The sequence below is a fragment of the Rouxiella badensis genome, from assembly GCF_026967515.2.
Lineage (GTDB): Bacteria > Pseudomonadota > Gammaproteobacteria > Enterobacterales > Enterobacteriaceae > Rouxiella > Rouxiella badensis.
Map to the genome: position 1 here is coordinate 2001216 of NZ_CP114062.1, position 21100 is coordinate 2022315.

Consider the following 21100-nt stretch of genomic DNA (forward strand, 5'->3'; position numbering starts at 1 on the left):
TGTTTTTAATTTCTCGAAAATTGATGTAACTATCACTCCCAAATCGCTTCTTCAACGCTTGGCACATCGATAGGTTAAATAGAAATCAACAATTCATTAATATTAAACATATTAGAGTTTCTATCACAACCATAATTATGCTGACAAATTAATTTATTTTTTTGAGGGGAATCATGATGAAAATGAGTTGCATTTAGACACTCGCGAGCAGGGTTAGACAATACGGGGAAATGCCTTTAACGAATAAGAGAAAATGCGCCACGGGCCGCGCCACGGCTGGGATTATCAGTATTTTTATTGAATTTCTTTTCGACCAAAACTGCATTTTTTGCATAGAAAAACTCACTCCCCCTGGCGCCATTCCCGTTATTTATGACAACTTGCGCACAGACAAATAATAGATATACATTTGATTTTTATTCACATTGTACTAAGGATTGCCCGACGCGCTTGCGTCATAAGTTTTAGCAATGACTTTACCCTACGAAGCATAATGACAATGCCTTGCGAGACCATTATGTTCCTAAAAAGAATTATTTATTACAGAGATAAAATCGAAGTGTGATGGCTTTTTTACCCCTCCGGCACACAAAGATAGCGGTTTTTTCGCAACCTCTAAGTCTGGATTGGGAGAGGCAGGCTTGTAGTTTAAATGTCACTAAGATAGGATAAAATATATAAGCTTTACTGAATTATGGTAACTTCACATTATTCAAGACCCAGCAGTAAACACCCTTAGCGATAAGAATTTCTACACTGTAATTGATGATAAACAGCATCTTTGATATGGGAATTATTATGTTAGAAATTGTAACAGGAACACCTACGTGGGTATTTGTACTTTTAGCCGTCGTCACAGGTTATTGCTTAACGTTTTGTTTTGAAAAAGTCGTCAGTATTAAACTTTTATTACTTATACCACTCTGCTTTATGATTTTTTCTTTCGTTTCTTTGCTACAGCAAGGCGATATTTTAGCTTCAAGTTTAACGTGGGTTATTGGATGCGTGATTGGGGGGATCGTTGCTAATAAAATCTTTGGACCGCGAGTTTATCGTCTCGGGCGCAAAGAAGGCACTATCACTGTGCCAGGCACCTATTCAATTATTATCATCTTCTTAATATACTTCCCTCTTCGTTATTATATTGGCTATAGCCAGGCAACGTCCTCGACTCATCACCTCAGCGCTGCACTGATTATGCTGCTGGCTGTTTCTTCAGGCAGTGTCGTCGGGTTCTTCACCCTTCGCTCATACATTATCTATCAGCGTTATAAGCAATTAAGCGTTGAAAAAAACCGCGTCGCCTGGTAGCCCAGCGTTATCCTGCGAGTTAGCTTTAAACTCCCTCTTACAGGCAGCGTTGTTCACGCACAACGCTGCCTGATTTCGTTGTTGCCAGGATGGCGGTAACGACGTTTGCCACATACGATGTGCCTCCCGCGATCCCCTTCCCCGCTGTTTGATTTGCTTCCCACTCAGATAGTCAGACTCAGCTCTCACGGGCGACAACAATTTTTGCGCACTGCCAGTGACGTTGTCTCGCTCGGTGACTTTGTGAAAATTGGATTTTTATTTACGCTCACTTACATCTTGTAACTTATGTCAGTTTCCCGTAAGCAAATTGTTATGAGCGCACTGCAAAGAAAACGTTAAATCATAAAAAATAAGTTTTCCCGTCATTAAAAATTCATCTGCTGTGATTACTTTGCTCCCTTTTGTTTTCAGGATAGGAAATCACGGATGAAAAGGGTTTTTATTTTTTCAGCTTTACTGTTTGGATTGACTGACAACGCGCACGCTCTGGAACTGGACTACGTTCATAAATATGAAGACGTCACGCATCAGCACACGGATGAATTTGAAATAGACCATGATTTTGAGTCGGGGATAGGCATAGGTGCCAAGGCAAAGTTTCACCCGCAAGAACAAGCAGATGGCAGTTCGGGAAAGGCCTTTACCCATGCCAGACTCGATGAGAAGGAGTTTAAAACCGACGACACTTTTCATGTCACAGACCGTCTGAAAGTCGTGCCGGGCATGGAATGGGCGAAAGAAGAGAATAAAGATAAGTACAAACCCTCGCTAAAACTGAAGTACTCCCTCTTTGAACACACCAGGCTTTCGGCGCAATACCGCCGAGAGATAATCCACCGGGGTAACAAGTCGACTAAACTTACCAACAAGTATGAGGGCAAGATTGCTCAGAAATTCGGCAATTTCACGCTAGCCTATGCTTTGGTCTATTATCACAGCAATGTAGACCTTTATAACAACCAGCCTCATGACTATGAATATAAAGTTAAAATTGGCTATCAGGCGACCCGCCATCTCACGCCCTATGTTGAAGCGATGAATGAATCAGTGGATGACGAAAGTTCTCGTCGTCAGACGCAGTTCAGCGTGGGTGTCAATTATCGCTTTTAAAAAAGCACAGAAAACGGCCCAAAGCAGCTCAAGCATTGATATGAATATTATGCGGTTATAACTTCGTCGACATTGTGCTGGCATGTAAATGCCCTCCACACAACGTCTCCCGCCCTGACTATAAGGAAAAAATATGACATCTACACCTTCAGCTCTGATTATCGGCGCCTCACGGGGAATAGGTTTAGGCCTGGTTCAACAGCTTTCTGCTCGTGGCTGGCAGGTTGCGGCAACCTGTCGAGGGGAAATTCCATCAAAAAGTCCTTCTGACGTTCAGTGGCTTACCGTTGATATTAATCACAAAGACCAAAGACAGGCTCTAAAAAGCCAGCTTTCGGCGCACAAGTTCGACCTGATTTTTATCAATGCCGGAGTCTACGGCCCCGCCCATCAGGACATTAGTCAATCAAGCGATGAAGACTTGATGGCTCTCTTTATGACCAACGCCTTTTCTCCGGTGCGCTGCGCCGCAGAACTTTTGCCGCTGATAAAATCCCAAACCGGGGTAATGGCGCTGATGACTTCACAATTAGCCAGCTTAAACGAGAACGGTTCGGCGACGTATCCTTTATACGCAGCCAGTAAGGCTGCACTCAATATGTTAACGCGAGGGTTGTTGGATACGGCAAAAACGCAAAATTGTACCCTGCTCTCGGTGCATCCTGGTTGGGTACAAACCGATATGGGGGGGCAAAATGCCACCTTAACGATAGAGCAAAGCACCCAGGGTATTGTTGAACAGATCGAAGCCTGGAGCGGAAAAGGCGGCCACCATTACGTTGATTACTCGGGCCACACTCTCCAGTGGTAGGGAAAACATTACCCTGAGACTCTTCTTCGCTCCTGCGTAGGCGTTAAGCCGAAGGCCTGCTTATAGGTCGTTGTGAAGTGATTACTGTTCGAAAAACCGCACGTAAAAGCGACATCTGTAATCGAGTCTTCGGTATTTTTAAGCTTTGCTCTGGCAGAGACGAGTCGCAAACGCTTGAGGTAATTTTCAGGTGTCATGCCCGTGGTCTGCTTGATATGGCGGAACAGCGTTCTTTGGGTGAGGAGAAATTCATCCGCGATTGCCGCCCAGTCAATTTCATCCAGACAATGCTCCTGCAAGTGGGCCAACAAGCAGTGAAGTTTGTACTGGGTGTTATGGCGATAATTGGTTTTGGGGTGACTCAGTAAACTCATGATCAGCTGAAAGAACAGCCCTTCCTGTTTCAGTGAACGCAGATGCTTGTCATCATTACCTCCTGCGTTAAACATCTGGCTGACCAACTTGCTACACTCCTCTTTCACCTCCGGCAACAACCAACCGTAACGAGAACATTCACTCGCAGCAAGGCCTGCCAGAAGGCTGTCAGTATCCCGCAAGAATTTGAATTCACTGTGTGGATTAATCAATACGTTAGTGAGTTTTAGCGTCCCTAGCTCTTCATAAAAATGGTAATCGTTCTGTCGGATAAGAAAGACGTCCCCTTCCTGAATGAAAACAGGCTGGTCATTAATCACGTGCAACCCGTGGCCACTGTCAACAATCACCAGCTCATTAAAATCGTGGCAGTGTTCTTTATTATTGTCCTCGGGATCGCTCGAATAAACCGACAGCTTTTCTGTAAAGGAGGGGAAAAAGTCTTCGACTTTCAGTCTTTCCATGGTTCGAAACGTCTCACACATTTGATTATCTATTAGGTAGCTAACGTAAAGTAATGTTCGGCAAGCCGCGAATATGTTTTCAAAAATTGTGATCGGCTCAGACGTAATCACACTGTGGCTGCCAATTTCTGTTCATCGGTGGCAATCTCGGAATAGCGACCTCGGCTTGACTCACAGAGACTGATTTGCGGACCATTATCAATCAGGAAATCAGCATGTCTCAGGGAATGCAAAAAAATATCGAATTAAGGTTTACACGTAATAACGCTTTTCTTTCAACGGCCACTGGCCTCCTACCGACTTTGCAGTACCGCTGTGTCGAACCGCTCAATGTGGTTGAGACAGTTTGCGACGCGAACCTGCCTCTTGGCTGGAAAACCCTGCCGCTAGCGCCAGCCACCAGCCTGGGACAAAGGCTGCTGGGGCCGGGTGAGGAAATCATCGTTGATTTTGGCACCCACTGCGTGGGTTATTTCGGGCTGAGATGTGAAGCCGTAGGCAGTCCGCCCGATGCGCCCGCCCATCTTAAATTCACCTTTGGTGAAACCCCTGTCGAAGTCGCAGAGTCCTTTGAAAACTACACAGGCTGGTTGAGCAGCAGTTGGCTGCAACAGGAAGATCTTTACCTGGATGTATTACCCGCAGAGGTTCGCCTGCCGCGCCGTTATTGCTGCCGGTACGTCAAAATACAGGTTATCTCGACCTCGCCAAAATTCAGCCTGCGGTTAAGAGATTTACACCTCAATACCGTGACGTCCGCCAGTAGCGAACCGGCAATGTTAATGCATTCAAGCTGTCCTCTGCTCGAGAAAATAGACAGAGTCAGCCTGTTAACGCTGAAAAACTGTATGCAGGAAGTCTTTGAAGACGGTCCTAAACGCGACCGACGCCTTTGGCTTGGCGACTTAAGATTACAGGCTTTGGTTAACTATCAAACCTTCGGGCAAAATGATTTAGTGAAAAGGTGCCTGTATTTATTCGCCGCCGTCACAAGAGAGGACGGCCTTGTTTCGGCCAACCTGTTTATGAAGCCGGACATTATTGCTGACGACACTTTTTTATTAGATTACTCGCTGTTTTTTGTCGCGACTCTCGAAGATTATATTGATGTCACCCACGACCTTCAGACGTTGCATGAATTATGGCCAACCGCATGGCGACAGATTGAATTGGCGCTTGAACGTATAGGATCTAATGGCATTGTTCGAGACAGTGAAGACTGGTGGGCATTTATTGACTGGCATGAATCACTCAACAAACAGGCTCCTTCACAGGGAGTGTTTATTTATTGCCTTAAGAAAGCGCTCAGGCTGGCAGAAAGAGTGGCGGATAAACAATCACAGCAAATAATCGTATCCGAAATAACTCGCCTGAAAAAGGCGGCGATGAAAGAACTGTGGAATGAGGAAAAAGGATTTTTCACTAGCGGATCACAACTGCAAATATCCTACGCCTCACAGGTTTGGCTAGTGCTGGCAGGCGTCGGGGATGCGCTATTTCGCGCCAGCCTGATGCGTCGATTACTCGCTGAACCGCCTGAAATAAAAATGAATACCCCTTACATGATGCACCACTTTATTGATGCATTACTCAGCGTCGGGCAGAAAGAGTGTGCCATAGAGGAAATAAAAAAATATTGGGGCAGCATGGTCAAAAACGGAGCCGATACTTTTTGGGAACTTTATGACCCAAGTCACCCTGAATTCTCACCCTATGGCAGCAAATTAATAAACAGCTATTGCCACGCCTGGAGCTGTACCCCGGCTTATTTTATTCGTAAATACCAACTTTAAATAACTATAACGCTTTACCCTACAGAGAAAACATGATGCAAAATACAACTTATTCCCTATGGCGGCAGCGCCTGGGGTACGGCGTTGCCGATCTGTCCTGTAACCTGGTGTGGCAGTTAATATCGCTCTATCTGATGTTTTTTTATACCGACATAATGGGCCTACCCGCCTATTATGCTGGCTTAATGTTTTTAGTCACCCGCCTGGTTGATGGCGTCGCCGACGTGCTGATGGGGCTGGTCATTGATAATACGCACACAAGATGGGGTCGCTGCCGCCCTTATCTACTTATTGGCGCGGTGCCTTTCGGCCTGTTGTGCATGATGGCCTTTTACGTGCCGGACTTTGGGCTGGCAGGCAAGCTGTGGTACGCCTTTCTCACCTATCTCTGTTTATCATTCCTCTATACGCTGGTGAATATTCCCTTCTGCGCCATGCTGCCTTTTATTACCAATGACTCGACGGAGCGCACCACGCTTTCGGCAGTCAGGATAGTGATGGGCTCGGTAGGGTCGACGGTCGTGGCCGTTGCCACACTTCCGTTGGTACATTCATTGGGCCATGGCAATCAGCAAACAGGGTTTCTTTATACCGCGCTAATTTTTGGCAGTATTGCCATTTTCTTCCTCCTGCTGAGTTTCGCTAATGTAAAAGAGGCTATCAACCAGCAGAGTGAAAAAATGACCTTGCGTCGGGCGTGGACCAGTTTGCGTCATAATCGCCCCTGGTTTGTATTCGCGGTTAATATCTTTCTGATGTGGGGTGCATTCTTTTTCCAGACAGGAGCACTGGTCTATTTCTTTAATTATTATGTTTGTAATACCACCATTACGGCAATAGCTGCGGGAATATCGACCTTCGTCCCATTACTGGGCACATTAACCGTCCCGTTTATGGCAGCAAGAATGAAAAAGCGTCAGGTCTATTTGTTCGCCAGTACCGTTAATCTTGCAGGCATGCTGATAATGATAGTTTCCGGCACCCATATTTTAGGCTTGTTAACCGGTGCAATAATATTATCGATGGGTGCCGGTCAGCGCACGGCTATCTATTTTTCCATGCAGGCCGATCCGGTGGATTATGGTGAATGGAAAACGGGGATCAATACTGCGGGAATTTTGACCTCCGTTAACGGATTTCTGGGAAAAGTCTCTATGGCGGGTGCGGGGGCAATAAGCGGTATACTGCTGTCTACCGGAGGATATGTGGCGAATCAGGCACAGAATCCTCAGGCACTGCTGGCAATCAAGGCCTGTTATTTGTACATCCCGGCGGCACTTATTTTATTATCCATGATATGGATGGGGCGTTATTATCGTCTCGATGATACTTATGAGGAAATAAAACGCGAACTGGATGAAAGAAAATGTTCTGCGAATGAGCACTTCACCCCACCACCGATGAAAAACCCCATTAATACCGTTTAACTTAATATTGTAGCTTAATAAAAAACCAAATAATAAAGGCTCCCTATGCGTTTAAATAATATTTACGCAGGGATGTCATGCCTTTTTATTGGCATGGCATCTCCAGCAATAAGCTTGGCTGCAAAAAATACCTTAACGATTGAACAGCGCCTGACGCTGCTGGAGCAGCGATTAAACAGAGCGGAAAACGAGGCCGAACAGGCCAAAATTCGTGCCACGCGAGCAGAGCAACAGGTTCGAGATGCAGATGAACGTGCACGGATAGCAGAAAACCGCGTCCAGCAGCTAGAGAATCGCACCACGTCGGTGGAGCAAAAGACGGTGCAAACAGAGAAAAAGGTCGACGCCACGGCGCTCGCCTCTTCAGCGTCGTCCCCCGGGGACAATGGCTTTGAGTTTAGCGGTTATGCACGTTCCGGGATGTTGATTAATGGCAACGGCCACGGTGCACACGGTGGGCCAGGCGTTTCACCAGCCAGTTCAATCGGTGGAGATGCACACGTTGGTCGCCTGGGGAATGAAAAAGACAACTACGTCGAGTTAGGTTTTATCAAGCATTTACGCTTTGATGATGGCTCGAAAGCGCGCTTTAAAGCACAGCTTGCCGACGGAGCCAGTAACCCCGATCCCTGGGTGGAGGATAATGACAGCCACCATGTAAACGTGCGCCAAGTTTTTGTGGAGATGACCGATTTACCAAGCTTTAGCGGCCCCGTAAAGAATGCCACCTTATGGGCGGGTAAGCGTTTCGACCGCGACAATTTCGATATTCACTTCACCGACAGCGACATCATGTTTCTCGGCGGCACCGGCGGAGGAATTAATGACGTGCAATGGACGCCGCATTTCAAAAATGACTTCTCAATTTATGCGCGAAATTTCGGTGATTTGGGCAGCGATCGCTATAACGATAATGACGTACAGAACGTTCTCCTCACTGCCAACAGCTTTTACGACAACTGGCAGCTCATGCTCACTGGCATGGTGGCTCAGGGCAATGATGAACTAAAAGACCAAACCTCCAGCACAGGCAGCTATGCAATGCGCAGCGATAACACCGCGCAGCGCGGATACTATGCGATGCTGGCCTATCATGACAAAAATCGGTTCTACGGTCTGCTTCCCGGCGTATCCGAAAGCGCACTTCAATTCGGTCGTGGATTGGGGGCCGAGACACGACAGCCCGGCAGCGACGGCGACCTGACGAGAGATGCGAGGTCGGTGCGCTTGGCCTCTTACGGGATTGTCCCAGTTTCCAAAAATTGGGAACTGGCGCCTTCCGTGATAGCACAGCATAGTCAGGACCGTTATCGAAACGGTGACCGCTATGACTGGGCTACTTTTAACCTGCGCGCTTCTCAGGCCATCACGCAAAACTTTGCCCTGCTCTATGAGGCTTCATGGCAATACATGGACCTCGACCCCAACGGACGGACTTATCTTAACGACAGCGTAAAGTATGCTTATCAATCGGTTAAGGGTGACTTTTACAAGTTGACCTTCGCCCCGACCTTCAAGGTCGGTGACGTATTTGATATCAAGGCTCGTCCTGAGATTCGTTTCTTCGTGACCTACATGAACTGGAGCAAAGATTTAGATAAATACGCGGTCAATGACGACTTTGGCAGTGCTGGCTTTACTTCCGGGGGCAACTGGAGCTTCGGCGTACAGTCTGAAATATGGTTCTAAGATTGCGCGGTAAAGATGACGACGCCAAACCAACATAACCCCTTTAAATTCAGTTAAATAAAGAGAAATAGCGGTTTCTCCATTTACTGTATGATGATTTTTAAGCAAACAAACCTGTACACAAACCCTATTGTTGTATAAGTTTTAAAAACTAGATGAGATCATTAATCAATCAATAGATGGAGAAACATCATGCGTACTGATGCTCAAGGCGTTTTGACGTCTACACCGATTTCAACCCTGCCAAACCCGCAAAAACTCTCTGAAGACATCACCATGGGAAGAATCGTGGTCGAATTGTTGGAGGCAGGAAAAAATCTGAACCGTAAAGCACTATGTTCTAAACTATTGCAACGTATTGAGTTTGCCGCCAGTGCAGAAGAAGAAAGACACTACCAGAAGCTTCTCCACCTGGTACTTGAGCGCAATGGCTAAGGTGTCGAGTGTCGTTAATGCATTGACAGGCTTCTTGCCCTCATGCGTAGACTTTAATCAATAAGGACAATTTACCCAGAGCAGTGACTATGCAACAAATTACCGATGAACGATTGAATGACTCTCTTATTGGCGACGCTGTCCTCAGGCTTCTGAGGTCAGGTAAACCCGTAACAGTGGCTGAACTGATTAAACAACTACAAGAAATTGCGGACAGTTCTGACAGCGAAATCATCAAGCAAGCCTGCGAACGAAACATTGTGGAAATAAGGCATAGCCGTTCCTCGACTCAACAAACGAGTTACCGCAATTATGACGTTCGAGACACAAAAAACGTTCTCCACCACTTTACCGTTGAAGGGCAAACCGATGGGAAAAAGAAACACTGAATCAGAGGCTTCTGCTGTGATGTTGAATGCAGACTCATTTAGACCCCACGGACATGAAAGCTCGAAGAACTCCAGTGATGGTGGAAATATTGTTGAAAAAGTCACACCCGATAGTGATAAATACGTCAGTGAACGACAAGCGATCGGCGCAATTGTTCGGGATCTTATCGCGGCACGTGGCTCTATAACGCATAAAGATATTATTCTGCGACTCGTCATGCAGATCGAACAAGCAGGAAATACCCGGCAGCAGGAGATGCTGCGAAACGCTTTAGAATGGGTTGTCGATGTAACACGTGACGACAAGTTCTACTGTGTGTCCGCTGCACCAATGCAGCGGACATCTTCAAACGATGGTCATGATAAATAACTGTTCACAGGTTGACGGGTTATTTTACCCATCGTTCATTTCAGGCCAGCGGATAGTGGGAAAACGATTAAGCTGGGGTTCAGAGAAGAGATGCCCCTGAAAATTATTAACGCCAGCGGCCTCAAGCCACATCCATTCTTCCGTTTTCTCAACGCCCGAAGCGATAACAGAAATCTCTAAGGAAGTGCAGAATTTTATTATTGCTTGAACAATGGCTTGCTTAGGCCCCTGGCGATGAACATCACTCACTATATCTTTATCAATCGTGATTTTCTCAGGCTGGAATCGTGTTAAAACCAGTAAACCGCCTAACCCTGCCCCAAAATCATCAATCGCTAAACGCATTCCCGACTGCTTAAGACGCCTGATAGCCTTAATAAACGCCTCATCTCGGCTGATAAAACCATTTTCGGTGATGGCGATGACTACTTGTTCCGCAACCAAGCCACTTAACGCAATTTCATTAAGAAGAAATTCCACCGCATCAGGCATGGCGATAAGCGACATTGGCAGGAGTTTAACGGTAAGCGTTTTTTCACCCAGTCCTAACCTGCTAGCCTGCCGAAAAGCAATCGCCTTAGACCTAAGGTCTACCTGATACATTTCTTCATCTGATATTGCAGAAAAATATGACGATGCCGAGCCGCCATTCACAGTGCGCATTTCGGCCGCATAGGACAGGATATGTTGAGATAGTGGATCTATAATCGGCTGAAACGCAAAACTGTACTCCGTGACATTAATATCGCTATCGCTTAGAGAGGCAGCATTAGAATTATCGGCGACAAAACGCCAGTGATCTTTAGAAGGTATTTCAAGATAATTTTCCTTTTCACGCCCCTCAACGAAAGTACACATAAACTGTAAAGCGCGATCGTCGTACGTCAGTTTATAAGGTGAGGTTCCTCTTTCAAGTACCGCCTGAAGAACTGACTCTTCATCATGTTGGCGAAGATCAAAGAGTTCCATACCCACCTTGCCGAATTTTCTGCCTGGGGAAAAATCTTGCATCAGTTCGACAAGATTATCATGCCGCTTATCCTGGGAGATTTTTTTGTAGACCTGCAACACTGCATCCTCAGGCCCTTCCAGCAGCTGGAAAAAATGTGTTCCATCGAACAAAAGGATCCCGGTAACACCCACACTACTGTTGTGGTCGTTCGCCTGTGCAACCATATTAAACATCGATGAAAAGGTCACACTGCTATTAAAATGGCTTCGATAGATGAGGGTTGTAAGCATGACATGTTCCGAGTGAAGGTTGGAGGTAGCAACTAAAAGCGAAGAATGCATAATAAATGACATTATCACTATTAGATATGCAATAAATAATCAAACTGTATTTAAGACAGGTGTGATAAAAGCCCGAATTTTAAATAAAAATAACAAAATTCTTAAGAAGTTAAAATTAATCTATTCATTAAAAGCCAAGGTTTTTAATAATTAAAGAATACGGCCTCAAGATCCTGCTTTTGTGTCAAAACCCCTGGCTCGCTTTAAAATGCAGGCAGCCTCTGCGCTGATTTAAACTAACCCTGAAATGCTCAACCTCTTTACAGCTCAGGCGGTGCTCACTTTCACAACAATATAAAATTGCAGACCCTACTTTTCATGTTAGGTTTTTCTAACAAAATCATGCAATTGATTGATCTTTAATGCCATTTAAAATGGTAGCTTTACCTAAAAAAAATAGCACTTTTTGCTACATCTAAAGTTGTACAAAGATAGATATGTTGTATAAGTTTAGTGTGTCCTTCTAGTCACAAACGTAACGAAGGTGCCTTGCACCGCCCCTGAAAGGAACAAAGGATTTCATCTCTCTTCAGGGGATTTTTTCTGTTAAGCAGAAACTATTTTCAATTTAATGACTTCATGGTGAAAAAATGCTGAATAATATCGGTAGTGAATTTGAACTTCTTCAATACCTGGAAAGTACGGAATTTACATCAACCAGTGAGCAAGAGATAATTTCTGATGCGTATTATTCAATTTACCAGAAAAAAGGCGCAGTCACTAACAAAGCGATAATTTTGCTTTTGCTTGAACAGCTTGAAGTTGAAGATGATGAAGTCCGAAAAGATATTTACCGAAATGCATTAGAGATTGTAGTCGCTCGAACTTCTGACGATTTTTAACATGCATTCTATTACGAACCCTGCTCTCTCTAGCCCATTATTTAATGGGCTAAGATAAAAAAGACTCTTCACTTTAATGAGCTATAAATAGAGTGCTTTATTCAATCATTATTTTTAACGAACCGTAATTTCGTCTCAACGGCAACGCCAATAATTTCGCAGCCGTCATCAATTTGGTGCAGCGGCCAGGCAGGGTTTAATGCCTTTAGAAATTTATGTTCTCCATCCGTGACAAATTGTTTAAAAGTAATGCTTGCGGATTTATTTAACTTAGCGAGAACAAAGTCACCGTTGACCGCTTCTCTACTGAAGTCATATAGCACATAGGTGCCGACAGGAATACTGATACCCACTGGCGCGGTCATAGAATCATTATCGACCAAGGTCCAGAAACCGTCTCCCTCTAAGGGTGCGTCAGATTCGAACCACAGTTTGATGTCCTTCAGCGCATTAACATCTAATGGATCTTCCAGCCTGCTTGCCTGTAAAGAAGTAAGGACTGGATATCGAATGCAGAGCGTATTGGGTTGTACCTCGGCTTCAACAGAATCGAAATCAATACCATACATAAGCCCAGTCGGTGAGCACTCTAATGCAAAACTTAGAGCAATGAGGTTGCTTCCACTCGGCTCACTGTCTCCGCTTTCCCATTGAGATATCGTCACGTGTGAAACTCTAATGATTTTTGCTAAATCTCGCTGAGTCAGTTTACGCGTTTTTCTGAGAGCAAGCAGTCGCTCTCCAAGAGTTCCATCTATTTTAAAACGCTTAGACAGAACGTTCCTTTTTTTTGAATCCATTTTCAACCCCCACCTAATAGTATTAATTAAGACAGATTTACTCAAAATAAAAACACTATTCACAAACTAACAACAGAATAAAAAACCGTAACTTCGCCCAGTTGATAATAGTGACTATGCCAAGTCACTTTTTGTCGCCCCCAGGATTATTGGATAATTTTAAATCATTGCTTAATTTAATCAAGACCGGGAAACAAAAAAGGTGTGACCTCATTGGAACGTTACTTTTAAAGAAAACAGTGAAAACTAACTAATTGATTATTTTACATTCTGTTTGCATAAGATTTCGGCGCAATAAATGAAAGCACTTCTTACACCTGGCAACCGTTTCGCTTACTGATCAGTTCACTCGTCGTTTAAAATTAGGTAATTAGAATTGGCTTAGACACATAAATTAACTTTTTTAGCCGTAAATCTATCAAACCGAGAACGTAATCCCCCCCTTAACATTGTTAGAAACAATAAATAACCCGCGTGACCTTAACAAGGCAATTACTCAGCACAAACGCAGCCATCTCATGAAAATCATGACCGCACTGACTTCAATATTGATGTTGGCAGGGTTAAAGGACTTAAAGATCCTGTTTCTGACAGAACTCCGACATGATCAACATGCTCCCTAGCAGAGGCTGTGCAGATGAAAAATCGAACCTGACTTTGTTGATGGATTTTATCATCGATGTACTGGCCGCCGAATCGAGAGTCTGACTTACGTAAAGGATTTTACTAAGGAGTGCCTGGCGTAACCTACCTACCGGTTTCATGCCTGTGGCTGGCACTTTCCTGACACCGGTAAGGATCGATGTCGGCAATAATAGATCCAGTTAACTCGACAAATCACATGCTCTAACTATAATTTATAACATTTATTAATGTTAAAGGATCTTACAATGAGTACTTCAGCAACCACTATTGCTTTAGCAATGTTTAAGCAACGCATTGTTTTTGAATACTATAATAATTACCGCTCGCAGCTATATGATAATTATTCGAGGAATGATATAGATTACAACCTCACAAAGTTACAAGGTGAAACGCAGAAATATAAAGAATTTCTTACCAGTCCTCGAGCTTCCACTGCAACCCAGGCAAAAGCTGATATTCTTGAAATAGACCCCAATACACTTAATGAAAAATTGCATCTCGTCGGCTACAGCATAATTGAACAACTCATTGATGAAGAGACGAAATTACCGTTACAGGACGACTGGATCGAGAACGTCTACAAAGAAATTGCCTCTTACTATGACTTCCAAAATGAAGGAGATCTAGAACTGACTGATGAGGTTAAATCTTTGGCAGCCTATTTTAATCTTCAAACTGACCTTTATATGCAAAACAGTTATGAGATTAAAAAACAGTATCACTCGCTGATTGGTAGTTTTCGGGGTCGCAGCAGCACCTACATCACCGACAGCGGATATTGGTATTGGTTGTTTGTTGAGGGACTTGATGGTTTTCTGGGTATCGCCCAAAAGCAAGACTTTAAGGTCAATGAACTTTCCTCTCAACTACATAAATGTCTCGGTTCAGAGCGCTTACTGATTACTATTCAGGGACTTGATGCATCTGAAAATCAGCAGGTTGTGACCTTTGCTCAGGCCTTTGAAAAAGACGTGCAATACTTCTCAAGGACAGGCACCTTTTCCCACACCATTAGCGACGGCAAAATAGCGCTGAAGGTAACGATTCAAAACCTCGGGGACAATGAAGCCCTACTTTATAAAAATGGCCAAAGCCAATATTGGCGATTGGGCTGTCTGATAACCATTTAGTCGAACGGGCTGTTAACACGCAACTATTGAATTTTGAGGCCTAAGCGTTGGCTAAGACAGGCCTCAAAATCACGTCATTCAGCTGTAATCCGCTAAAGATTTTAGATTATCTGCTTCAGAATTATACTCATCCCCAGGCTCCTGATTGACAATAATCCCGCTATTTGCAGCGGGCACCTGAGCATGGTGTGGCTCTCAGCGAGAGTGACAAGGAGTTCAAAACAGAGCTAAATGAAGGTAATGATGCTGATTTATGACGTATTTGGACGACACATCGGGGTTAAGCGCAAAGATGATAAGTGCTCGTAATGCCCTGCCTCAGGCACTAATCAGCCCCTACAAAGCCTCATTTCAGCGGTGAGAAATGCATAAAATCAAAAGGTAGAAGTATCAATATTGCAACATAACGGTCCGTATGTTGGGTTGCGGTCAACACGAGTCACCACTTAGTTACATTTACACATAATTGCACGCAATTAAGTTACAAAAAATGCCGGGTGACGCCACCATCAAGGGTATACAATTTATTTTTAAAATTTACATGATTTGTTTAAGAGAATGATGTTGCTTATCAAAAATGCCGGCTTGTCTTCGAGTAAAACTAGCCCGGCCGTGTTTCGAGCACTATTTATCGCTTCACGATCAAAGCTTGAAAATCCAGTCTGGCGCGCGGCCTCAGTATTTATAATTCCCTGGCTTAAACCTGCATCTTCGACCTCAAAGCGCGCATTTTGCATCTTTATCGGATTATCATATGCAGTTCTTATTTCCTCTTTCCTCCGAAGCAGCAGGCGCTATATCACTTGCTCTTTAGCATGACTATTTTCGTTAAATTATTTCGCTATCATAAAATCTTTATCCCTAATGGAGGGCTAAGTGAACAGTAACATAATACGCGATATTGTGGCTTGGGTTGAATGTCATCTTGAAGACCCCTTGCCACTTGACGATATCGCGGAAAAATCTGGATATTCTAAATGGCATTTACAAAGGGCATTCAAAGAAAGAACTCAAATTACCCTGGGTACCTATGTGCGCTATCGCCGTTTATCTAGAGTAGCAATAGAATTAAGATTAACCAATAATAGTATGATTGATATTGCTGCAAAGTATTGCTTTGACTCTCCTCAATCCTTTTCCAGAGCCTTTAAGCGCCGTTTTAAAATGTCCCCCGGAGTCTATCGACGCCAAAAAAAATGGATAGTCCACGGAATTTTACCCGCTCTTTACTTAGAGGGTGATATTCCCCCCTCCCCTGAGTACATTCAATTGTCACTGACTTCAGGGTTGAACTCATTCAATTTACTAAGCTTACCCTGTTCTAAAATTCGAGCCAGCCCCTGTGACTTTACTCCTTTGAATTTTTATTAACCCAATAGTCTTCAATGGGTTAATACTTTATAAAAATAACCACACTAGCGACTTGAATGAAAGAAAGAGCCATAAGTGTTAATTTTACGATAGGAAAATCGTTGATTGCTTTTATACAGAGGCCTATGATCAACCCGCAATCATTGCACAAAATCATAGTTAATCATCGTGGTATTTTCAAAAATGAAATCTGTACGGTTTGTGGCAGTCGCAGTAGCTTTACTGACAATCAGCTCAACATCTTTTGCAGCAGCAGAAATTAGCAAAGATGAATCAACGGGTTTGAAAAGCATGGGAAGTATTAGTGTGATACAAAATATGGGGAATATTTATGACAGTGAAATTTCCCGCAAAGCAGATTCAAAAAATGCTGACTTTTATGTTATTACATCATCCGGGTCTATTGGAAATGGGTCAAATAGCGTAATTAAAGCTGATATATTTTCCAAAAACTGACCACTTGGTCGCCGCTGCACAGTAATATTGTCTCAGTAAGAATCCAGCCACCTGCGGGTGGCTTTATGTTTTATGACATTTTATTGCTGACCTGCCACTCATTATAACAACGCGCTAATGATTCTAATGTCTGCTTTTGGCTCATATCTGGCAGGAGTGAATATTTTCCGTCTGCCATGAGCGAAGAGATGACCACACATTCTGGTTTAATGAGCAATAGGGAATGGGTTACTTCATCTAATACGAGTAAAATATTTAAAATGAAAAAAATTATAATTGATTACATATCGTCTCCCGTAAACAAAGTGAAAAATCTTTCGAGACGCAGTATCATCATGTAGTATCAACTTGTAAATAAATATGAATTGGCATCGTAAATATTATGAATACAGATCAGAGCTTACGAAATAGAGTCTTTAATGAAATGCTAGTTTGGATAGAAGGAAATCTAGATAAACCGTTATCCCTTGATCTGCTTGCCAATAGATCTGGATATACTAAATGGTATCTTCATCGAATCCTCAAAGAATATACTGGTTTGTCCTTGGGTGAATATTGTAAATTGCGCAGATTATCTCGGTCTGCGGTTTTGTTAATGTTAACTCAGACACGAATTGTCGATATTGCTAATGAACTTTGCTTCACATCTACTCAGGCATTTTCGCGAGCTTTTAAATCCCAGTTTAGTAAAACTCCAAATGCTTTTAGGCTATCAGACACCTGGGATATCAGGGGATTCTGTGGACCTTATCACAATATGAGGGAACTCATGCCTACACCTCAAATTTTAGATCTAAAAAGTATTAATGTTGTAGGTATTGGATATGAGCTTTCATGTAAAGTTGAAGAAGAAACAAAGTTCGATTTTTCAATACGCGAATCCCTGCTTGAAAGAAAAACCGCCAAATCCACTAACAATATTATTATTGGTTTGGTCGATTATGTATCAAGTGGCGATAAAATTAACTACAGAATTAAATATACAGCTGCAAGTTTGATAAGCGAAAATAGTGCTAACACTAAATCTGAGAGTATTATTAATGTTAGCGGCGGAAAATATGCGAAGTTCGAGTATGTTGGTTCGAGTGAAGGCATGAAGGACTTCATTTATAAAATCTACACCGCTTATTTACCTGCTCAGCACATCATCAGAAGAAAAGGTATTGATGTTGAAATGTATCAAAGACAATCAAAAAAAATTAAGAAATCAGGAATGATAAGCCTTTGGTATTTCATCCCTATCTTATAAAAAATCTAAAAACCATAATGTTGCATTTCAAGTTGGCCTCCCAAATTTCACTCTTGTAATTTACTGTCAAAACCAGGTCAGTCATAACTTAACCCATTGAAAGTTAATAATAAAAAAAAACAAAGTTGTATCATTGCGTGTGGTTTTCATGTTAAAGAGCCCTCAGTAATTGTCATGCTTTCTCCAACGGTGCTAAGCTTTGTTGAAAGAATTTAGAATGTTTAAAAGGAGTAAAGGGTGGAAGCTGATCTATTTTTGGCAATTGACCTGATAGGTACATTTGTCTTTGCTATCAGTGGGGCATTAGCGGCAATAAACCGCCAGCTTGATATATTTGGTGTTTTTGTTGCGGCTTTTGTCACAGCATGCGGAGGTGGAGTTATCCGTGACCTGTGTATTGGTTCAACACCGCCTGCGGGCCTGATAAACATTGAATATATTGGTGTTATTTTTTTTGCTGTAATTTTATGCGCCGGGTTTCAAAATTTCTTACTCAAGTTTACGCAACCGACGCTTTTTTTTGATGCTGTAGGGTTGGGATTTTTCTCTGCATTTGGTGCTCACAAAGTTTATCAACATATTCATAATATTGAGCTGGCAATTTTATTAGGGATCGTTACAGCTGTAGGCGGAGGCCTTATTAGGGATATCCTTCTTGGCCGGGTGCCAGTGGTGTTAACTAAAGAAATATATGCCTCTGCAGCTCTACTTGGTGCGGCGGTGCAGTTGTTTGGTGAGGTGCATATCATTAATCCACGTGTAAGCCCCTGGCTTGCAATAGCACTTTGCACACTGATTAGAATGCTATCCCTTAAATACAAATGGAATCTACCGGCAATTAAAACCAATACTTAATACTCTGAAATAAAAATCAGCCAACGCTTTTTTAACCTCACACATTTTTGGCTTTATATTTTTTTGCTTATTTTTTTATAATTGCGATCTTGTCACCCTTATTAAATTAACTTATTTAAAAGAAACATCACTATAATCGGAGAATCTATGGATACGTTACCTAGAAATCAAGTGTTATCAAGAATGTCTAATGACATCATTAAATTATTGCCCTCACTTGAAGAAGTTTATAAAGATTTTCATGCTAATCCCGAGCTTTCAATGCAAGAGGTTCGCACTGCCAAGATTGCGGCAACGTTGATTAAAAAATTTGGATATGAAGTTCATGAGCAAGTCGGGGTTACGGGTGTTGTGGGCTTGCTGAAAAATGGTGAGGGCCCTACCGTTATGCTACGAGCAGACATGGATGCTCTACCGATGGCAGAGAAAACAGGCCTGCCCTACGCCAGTGATAAAAAGGGTAAGACTGCCGATGGTGAAACGGTAGACATTTCTCACATGTGCGGCCATGACCTCCATGTAACCTGGCTTATGGGAGCGGCAGAGCTTCTGGCCTCTCATCGTGACTTATGGCGCGGGACTTTGATGGTGGTATTTCAGCCAGGCGAAGAGATTGGTGCCGGTGCAAAAGCCATGATTGATGATGGAATGAAAGAACGTTTTCCCAAACCAGATATCATCCTGGGTCAACACGTTATGGTTGGAGAAGCTGGAACTGTGGGATATCGCGCCGGGGCGATTTTATCAGCCGGCGACAGTATGCACATCAAAATGTATGGCCGAGGAGCTCATGGTTCAATGCCCCAAAATGCGATTGACCCGGTCATCATCGCTGCCTCTACGGTTATGCGACTTCAAACGATTGTATCTCGAGAGCTCTCTCCACTCGAAAGCGGCGTGCTCACCGTCGGCGCCCTGCAAGCCGGTACAAAAGAGAACATTATTCCCGACGATGCAGTAATCAAACTGAATATGCGAACTTATGATGACAATGTACGTCGTCGAATGATCGATGCTGTACACAGAATCTGCTGTGCCGAATGTCAGGCTTCAAATACTGATCATCCACCAAAATTTACCACGATTGACAGTTACCCTGTCACAGAAAATGATATCAACGCTACGGCTACTCTTGCAGCTGCTTTCAAAGACCATTTTGCAGAAAGAACCTATGAAACCGCACCGGCAGCAGCCAGCGAGGATTTTAGTGTCTTTGGCAGAGAGTGGAAGGTTCCGTATGTATTTTGGTTTGTAGGATGCACAGAAAAATCAGCATGGCAAAAAGCCGTTGCAAGTGGCGACATTAACCAAATCCCTTCTAACCATTCATCTAAGTTCAGCCCGCAAATTCATCCGACATTGCAAACGGGATTAGAGACGATATTAGTTGGCGCATTGACGTGGCTTGAGAAGGCGTAAAGAGGTTGTGTTTATTAAAGTAAAAACTTTCGATGGCTTCACGCCTTAAATTGAAGCCATCGAGTATTAATTTAATGCTGATGAAAAGTGATGATTTACCCAAAATGCCCTGAAGCAGGTCGAGCTGGCTACGACAGCGCTGGATGCCTGGGCGGCATCAAATCACTTTGTAGATCTCAGAAATAACCTGCATCGTTGCGTCTTCGATAACTCCTTCATTACGGCATAAAAACCAGCCGCGATCTGCAATTTCTCGCTCGAACGCCTGGGTGCAAGCGACATGATCTTCCAGCTTATGAATCACAGTACTGCTTAGCCCACGCTTTCGGGCCGCGGCTCTTGCCCAGGAAATATCCGGCGCAGTGACAACACCGACATGCAGATCTGGCGTTTGCACGTTTCGTTCGATGTTAAGCCGTAAAATCTCGGCAAAGGAAACCCTTCGGCGAAACGCGGCATCCGACGGGTACCAACGATCGATCAAGATAATGCTGTCCGGCGGCTGTTTAGTCAGCACGTGCTGAGAAATCCAGGCACGACTATCAGCTAAGCGCGCACAAACCTCCCATTCCAAATCCAGGGAAGGATTTCTGGCAAGCTGGTTAACCAGGAGCATTGTTTCCCTTCTGTAGGGATCGCTTTTTTTCTCGCAAAGTCGGATGACCTTCTTGTTGTCAGCCCTTAGTACTTTCGTAATGGCTTCCAACAGTGTGGTTTTGCCGGCGCCCTTAGGCCCATCAAGAGAAACAAACAGTGGACGGCTCATTCTTCAAATGACGATTGATATACGGTTTTTGTAAAGCTCAAATCTGGCAAAAGCATCTTAATTCCTTCGTATGAACAGCTGCCCCCTCTTCGTTCGT

20 protein-coding genes are annotated in these 21100 nt (G+C 43.6%); 16 read left to right on the forward strand and 4 right to left on the reverse strand.

Annotated features, from left to right (window positions below; genetic code table 11):
- The first annotated feature begins 798 nt into the window (after positions 1–798).
- The 3 genes from O1V65_RS09230 (at position 799) to O1V65_RS09240 (ending at position 3235) form a co-directional block, all read left to right on the forward strand.
- The gene (locus O1V65_RS09230; RefSeq protein ID WP_038328623.1) at positions 799–1311 is read left to right on the forward strand and encodes a hypothetical protein; all 513 of its coding nucleotides are present in this window, start codon (positions 799–801) and stop codon (positions 1309–1311) included.
- Positions 1312–1740: 429 nt separating this feature from the next.
- Positions 1741–2424 carry an oligogalacturonate-specific porin KdgM family protein gene (locus tag O1V65_RS09235; protein ID WP_227989918.1) on the forward strand — a complete coding sequence of 228 codons (684 nt, stop codon included), beginning with the start codon at positions 1741–1743 and terminating at the stop codon, positions 2422–2424.
- 133 nt (positions 2425–2557) lie between these two features.
- The gene (locus tag O1V65_RS09240) at positions 2558–3235 is read left to right on the forward strand and encodes an SDR family oxidoreductase (protein WP_165429695.1); all 678 of its coding nucleotides are present in this window, start codon (positions 2558–2560) and stop codon (positions 3233–3235) included.
- 8 nt (positions 3236–3243) lie between these two features.
- On the opposite strand, the gene O1V65_RS09245 is transcribed toward O1V65_RS09240, so the two are convergent.
- On the reverse strand, positions 3244–4074 hold the full coding sequence (locus O1V65_RS09245) for a helix-turn-helix domain-containing protein (protein ID WP_026110839.1): 831 nt from the start codon (positions 4072–4074) through the stop codon (positions 3244–3246).
- A gap of 215 nt (positions 4075–4289) precedes the next feature.
- Here O1V65_RS09245 and O1V65_RS09250 point away from each other — a divergent pair, with 215 nt between their 5' ends.
- From O1V65_RS09250 to O1V65_RS09275, 6 genes are all read left to right on the forward strand, one after another.
- The gene (locus tag O1V65_RS09250) at positions 4290–5867 is read left to right on the forward strand and encodes an alpha-L-rhamnosidase-related protein (protein WP_269130445.1); all 1578 of its coding nucleotides are present in this window, start codon (positions 4290–4292) and stop codon (positions 5865–5867) included.
- A 35-nt stretch (positions 5868–5902) separates the two neighbouring features.
- Positions 5903–7294 carry an MFS transporter gene (locus O1V65_RS09255; protein ID WP_051040102.1) on the forward strand — a complete coding sequence of 464 codons (1392 nt, stop codon included), beginning with the start codon at positions 5903–5905 and terminating at the stop codon, positions 7292–7294.
- A 45-nt stretch (positions 7295–7339) separates the two neighbouring features.
- Complete coding sequence (locus O1V65_RS09260) at positions 7340–8983, forward strand: carbohydrate porin (RefSeq protein WP_269130446.1); 1644 nt, start codon at positions 7340–7342, stop codon at positions 8981–8983.
- Positions 8984–9175: 192 nt separating this feature from the next.
- Positions 9176–9418: a regulatory protein YcgZ gene (gene ycgZ / locus O1V65_RS09265; protein ID WP_017494421.1), complete on the forward strand. Its 243-nt coding sequence runs from the start codon at positions 9176–9178 to the stop codon at positions 9416–9418.
- Positions 9419–9507: 89 nt separating this feature from the next.
- Positions 9508–9807, forward strand: coding sequence for a hypothetical protein (locus tag O1V65_RS09270; protein ID WP_017494422.1), 300 nt, complete (start codon positions 9508–9510; stop codon positions 9805–9807).
- Complete coding sequence (locus tag O1V65_RS09275; RefSeq protein ID WP_192503606.1) at positions 9788–10177, forward strand: biofilm development regulator YmgB/AriR family protein; 390 nt, start codon at positions 9788–9790, stop codon at positions 10175–10177. Before O1V65_RS09270 ends, O1V65_RS09275 begins: the two co-directional genes overlap by 20 nt.
- A 24-nt stretch (positions 10178–10201) precedes the next feature.
- Here O1V65_RS09275 and O1V65_RS09280 read toward each other — a convergent pair whose 3' ends face one another.
- Positions 10202–11419: a diguanylate phosphodiesterase gene (locus O1V65_RS09280; protein WP_269130447.1), complete on the reverse strand. Its 1218-nt coding sequence runs from the start codon at positions 11417–11419 to the stop codon at positions 10202–10204.
- A 641-nt stretch (positions 11420–12060) separates the two neighbouring features.
- Here O1V65_RS09280 and O1V65_RS09285 point away from each other — a divergent pair.
- The gene (locus O1V65_RS09285; protein ID WP_017494528.1) at positions 12061–12312 is read left to right on the forward strand and encodes a biofilm development regulator YmgB/AriR family protein; all 252 of its coding nucleotides are present in this window, start codon (positions 12061–12063) and stop codon (positions 12310–12312) included.
- 101 nt (positions 12313–12413) lie between these two features.
- On the opposite strand, the gene O1V65_RS09290 is transcribed toward O1V65_RS09285, so the two are convergent.
- The gene (locus tag O1V65_RS09290) at positions 12414–13112 is read right to left on the reverse strand and encodes a S24 family peptidase (RefSeq protein ID WP_269130448.1); all 699 of its coding nucleotides are present in this window, start codon (positions 13110–13112) and stop codon (positions 12414–12416) included.
- Positions 13113–14002: 890 nt separating this feature from the next.
- On the opposite strand from O1V65_RS09290, the gene O1V65_RS09295 reads away from it, so the two are divergent.
- The 6 genes from O1V65_RS09295 (at position 14003) to O1V65_RS09320 (ending at position 20237) form a co-directional block, all read left to right on the forward strand.
- Positions 14003–14887 carry a hypothetical protein gene (locus tag O1V65_RS09295; RefSeq protein ID WP_269130449.1) on the forward strand — a complete coding sequence of 295 codons (885 nt, stop codon included), beginning with the start codon at positions 14003–14005 and terminating at the stop codon, positions 14885–14887.
- 876 nt (positions 14888–15763) lie between these two features.
- Complete coding sequence (locus O1V65_RS09300) at positions 15764–16258, forward strand: helix-turn-helix domain-containing protein (RefSeq protein WP_165429701.1); 495 nt, start codon at positions 15764–15766, stop codon at positions 16256–16258.
- Between the two features lie 183 nt (positions 16259–16441).
- Positions 16442–16714 (forward strand): YdgH/BhsA/McbA-like domain containing protein, encoded by a 273-nt coding sequence (locus tag O1V65_RS09305; protein WP_081601490.1) that lies wholly within the window; start codon positions 16442–16444, stop codon positions 16712–16714.
- 382 nt (positions 16715–17096) lie between these two features.
- Positions 17097–17963, forward strand: coding sequence for a helix-turn-helix domain-containing protein (locus tag O1V65_RS09310; RefSeq protein ID WP_269130450.1), 867 nt, complete (start codon positions 17097–17099; stop codon positions 17961–17963).
- 237 nt (positions 17964–18200) lie between these two features.
- The gene (locus tag O1V65_RS09315) at positions 18201–18818 is read left to right on the forward strand and encodes a trimeric intracellular cation channel family protein (protein WP_017494032.1); all 618 of its coding nucleotides are present in this window, start codon (positions 18201–18203) and stop codon (positions 18816–18818) included.
- Between the two features lie 147 nt (positions 18819–18965).
- Complete coding sequence (locus O1V65_RS09320; protein WP_206023961.1) at positions 18966–20237, forward strand: M20 family metallopeptidase; 1272 nt, start codon at positions 18966–18968, stop codon at positions 20235–20237.
- Between the two features lie 157 nt (positions 20238–20394).
- On the opposite strand, the gene O1V65_RS09325 is transcribed toward O1V65_RS09320, so the two are convergent.
- Positions 20395–21003, reverse strand: coding sequence for a dTMP kinase (locus O1V65_RS09325; protein WP_026110814.1), 609 nt, complete (start codon positions 21001–21003; stop codon positions 20395–20397).
- Between the last annotated feature and the right edge of the window lie 97 nt (positions 21004–21100).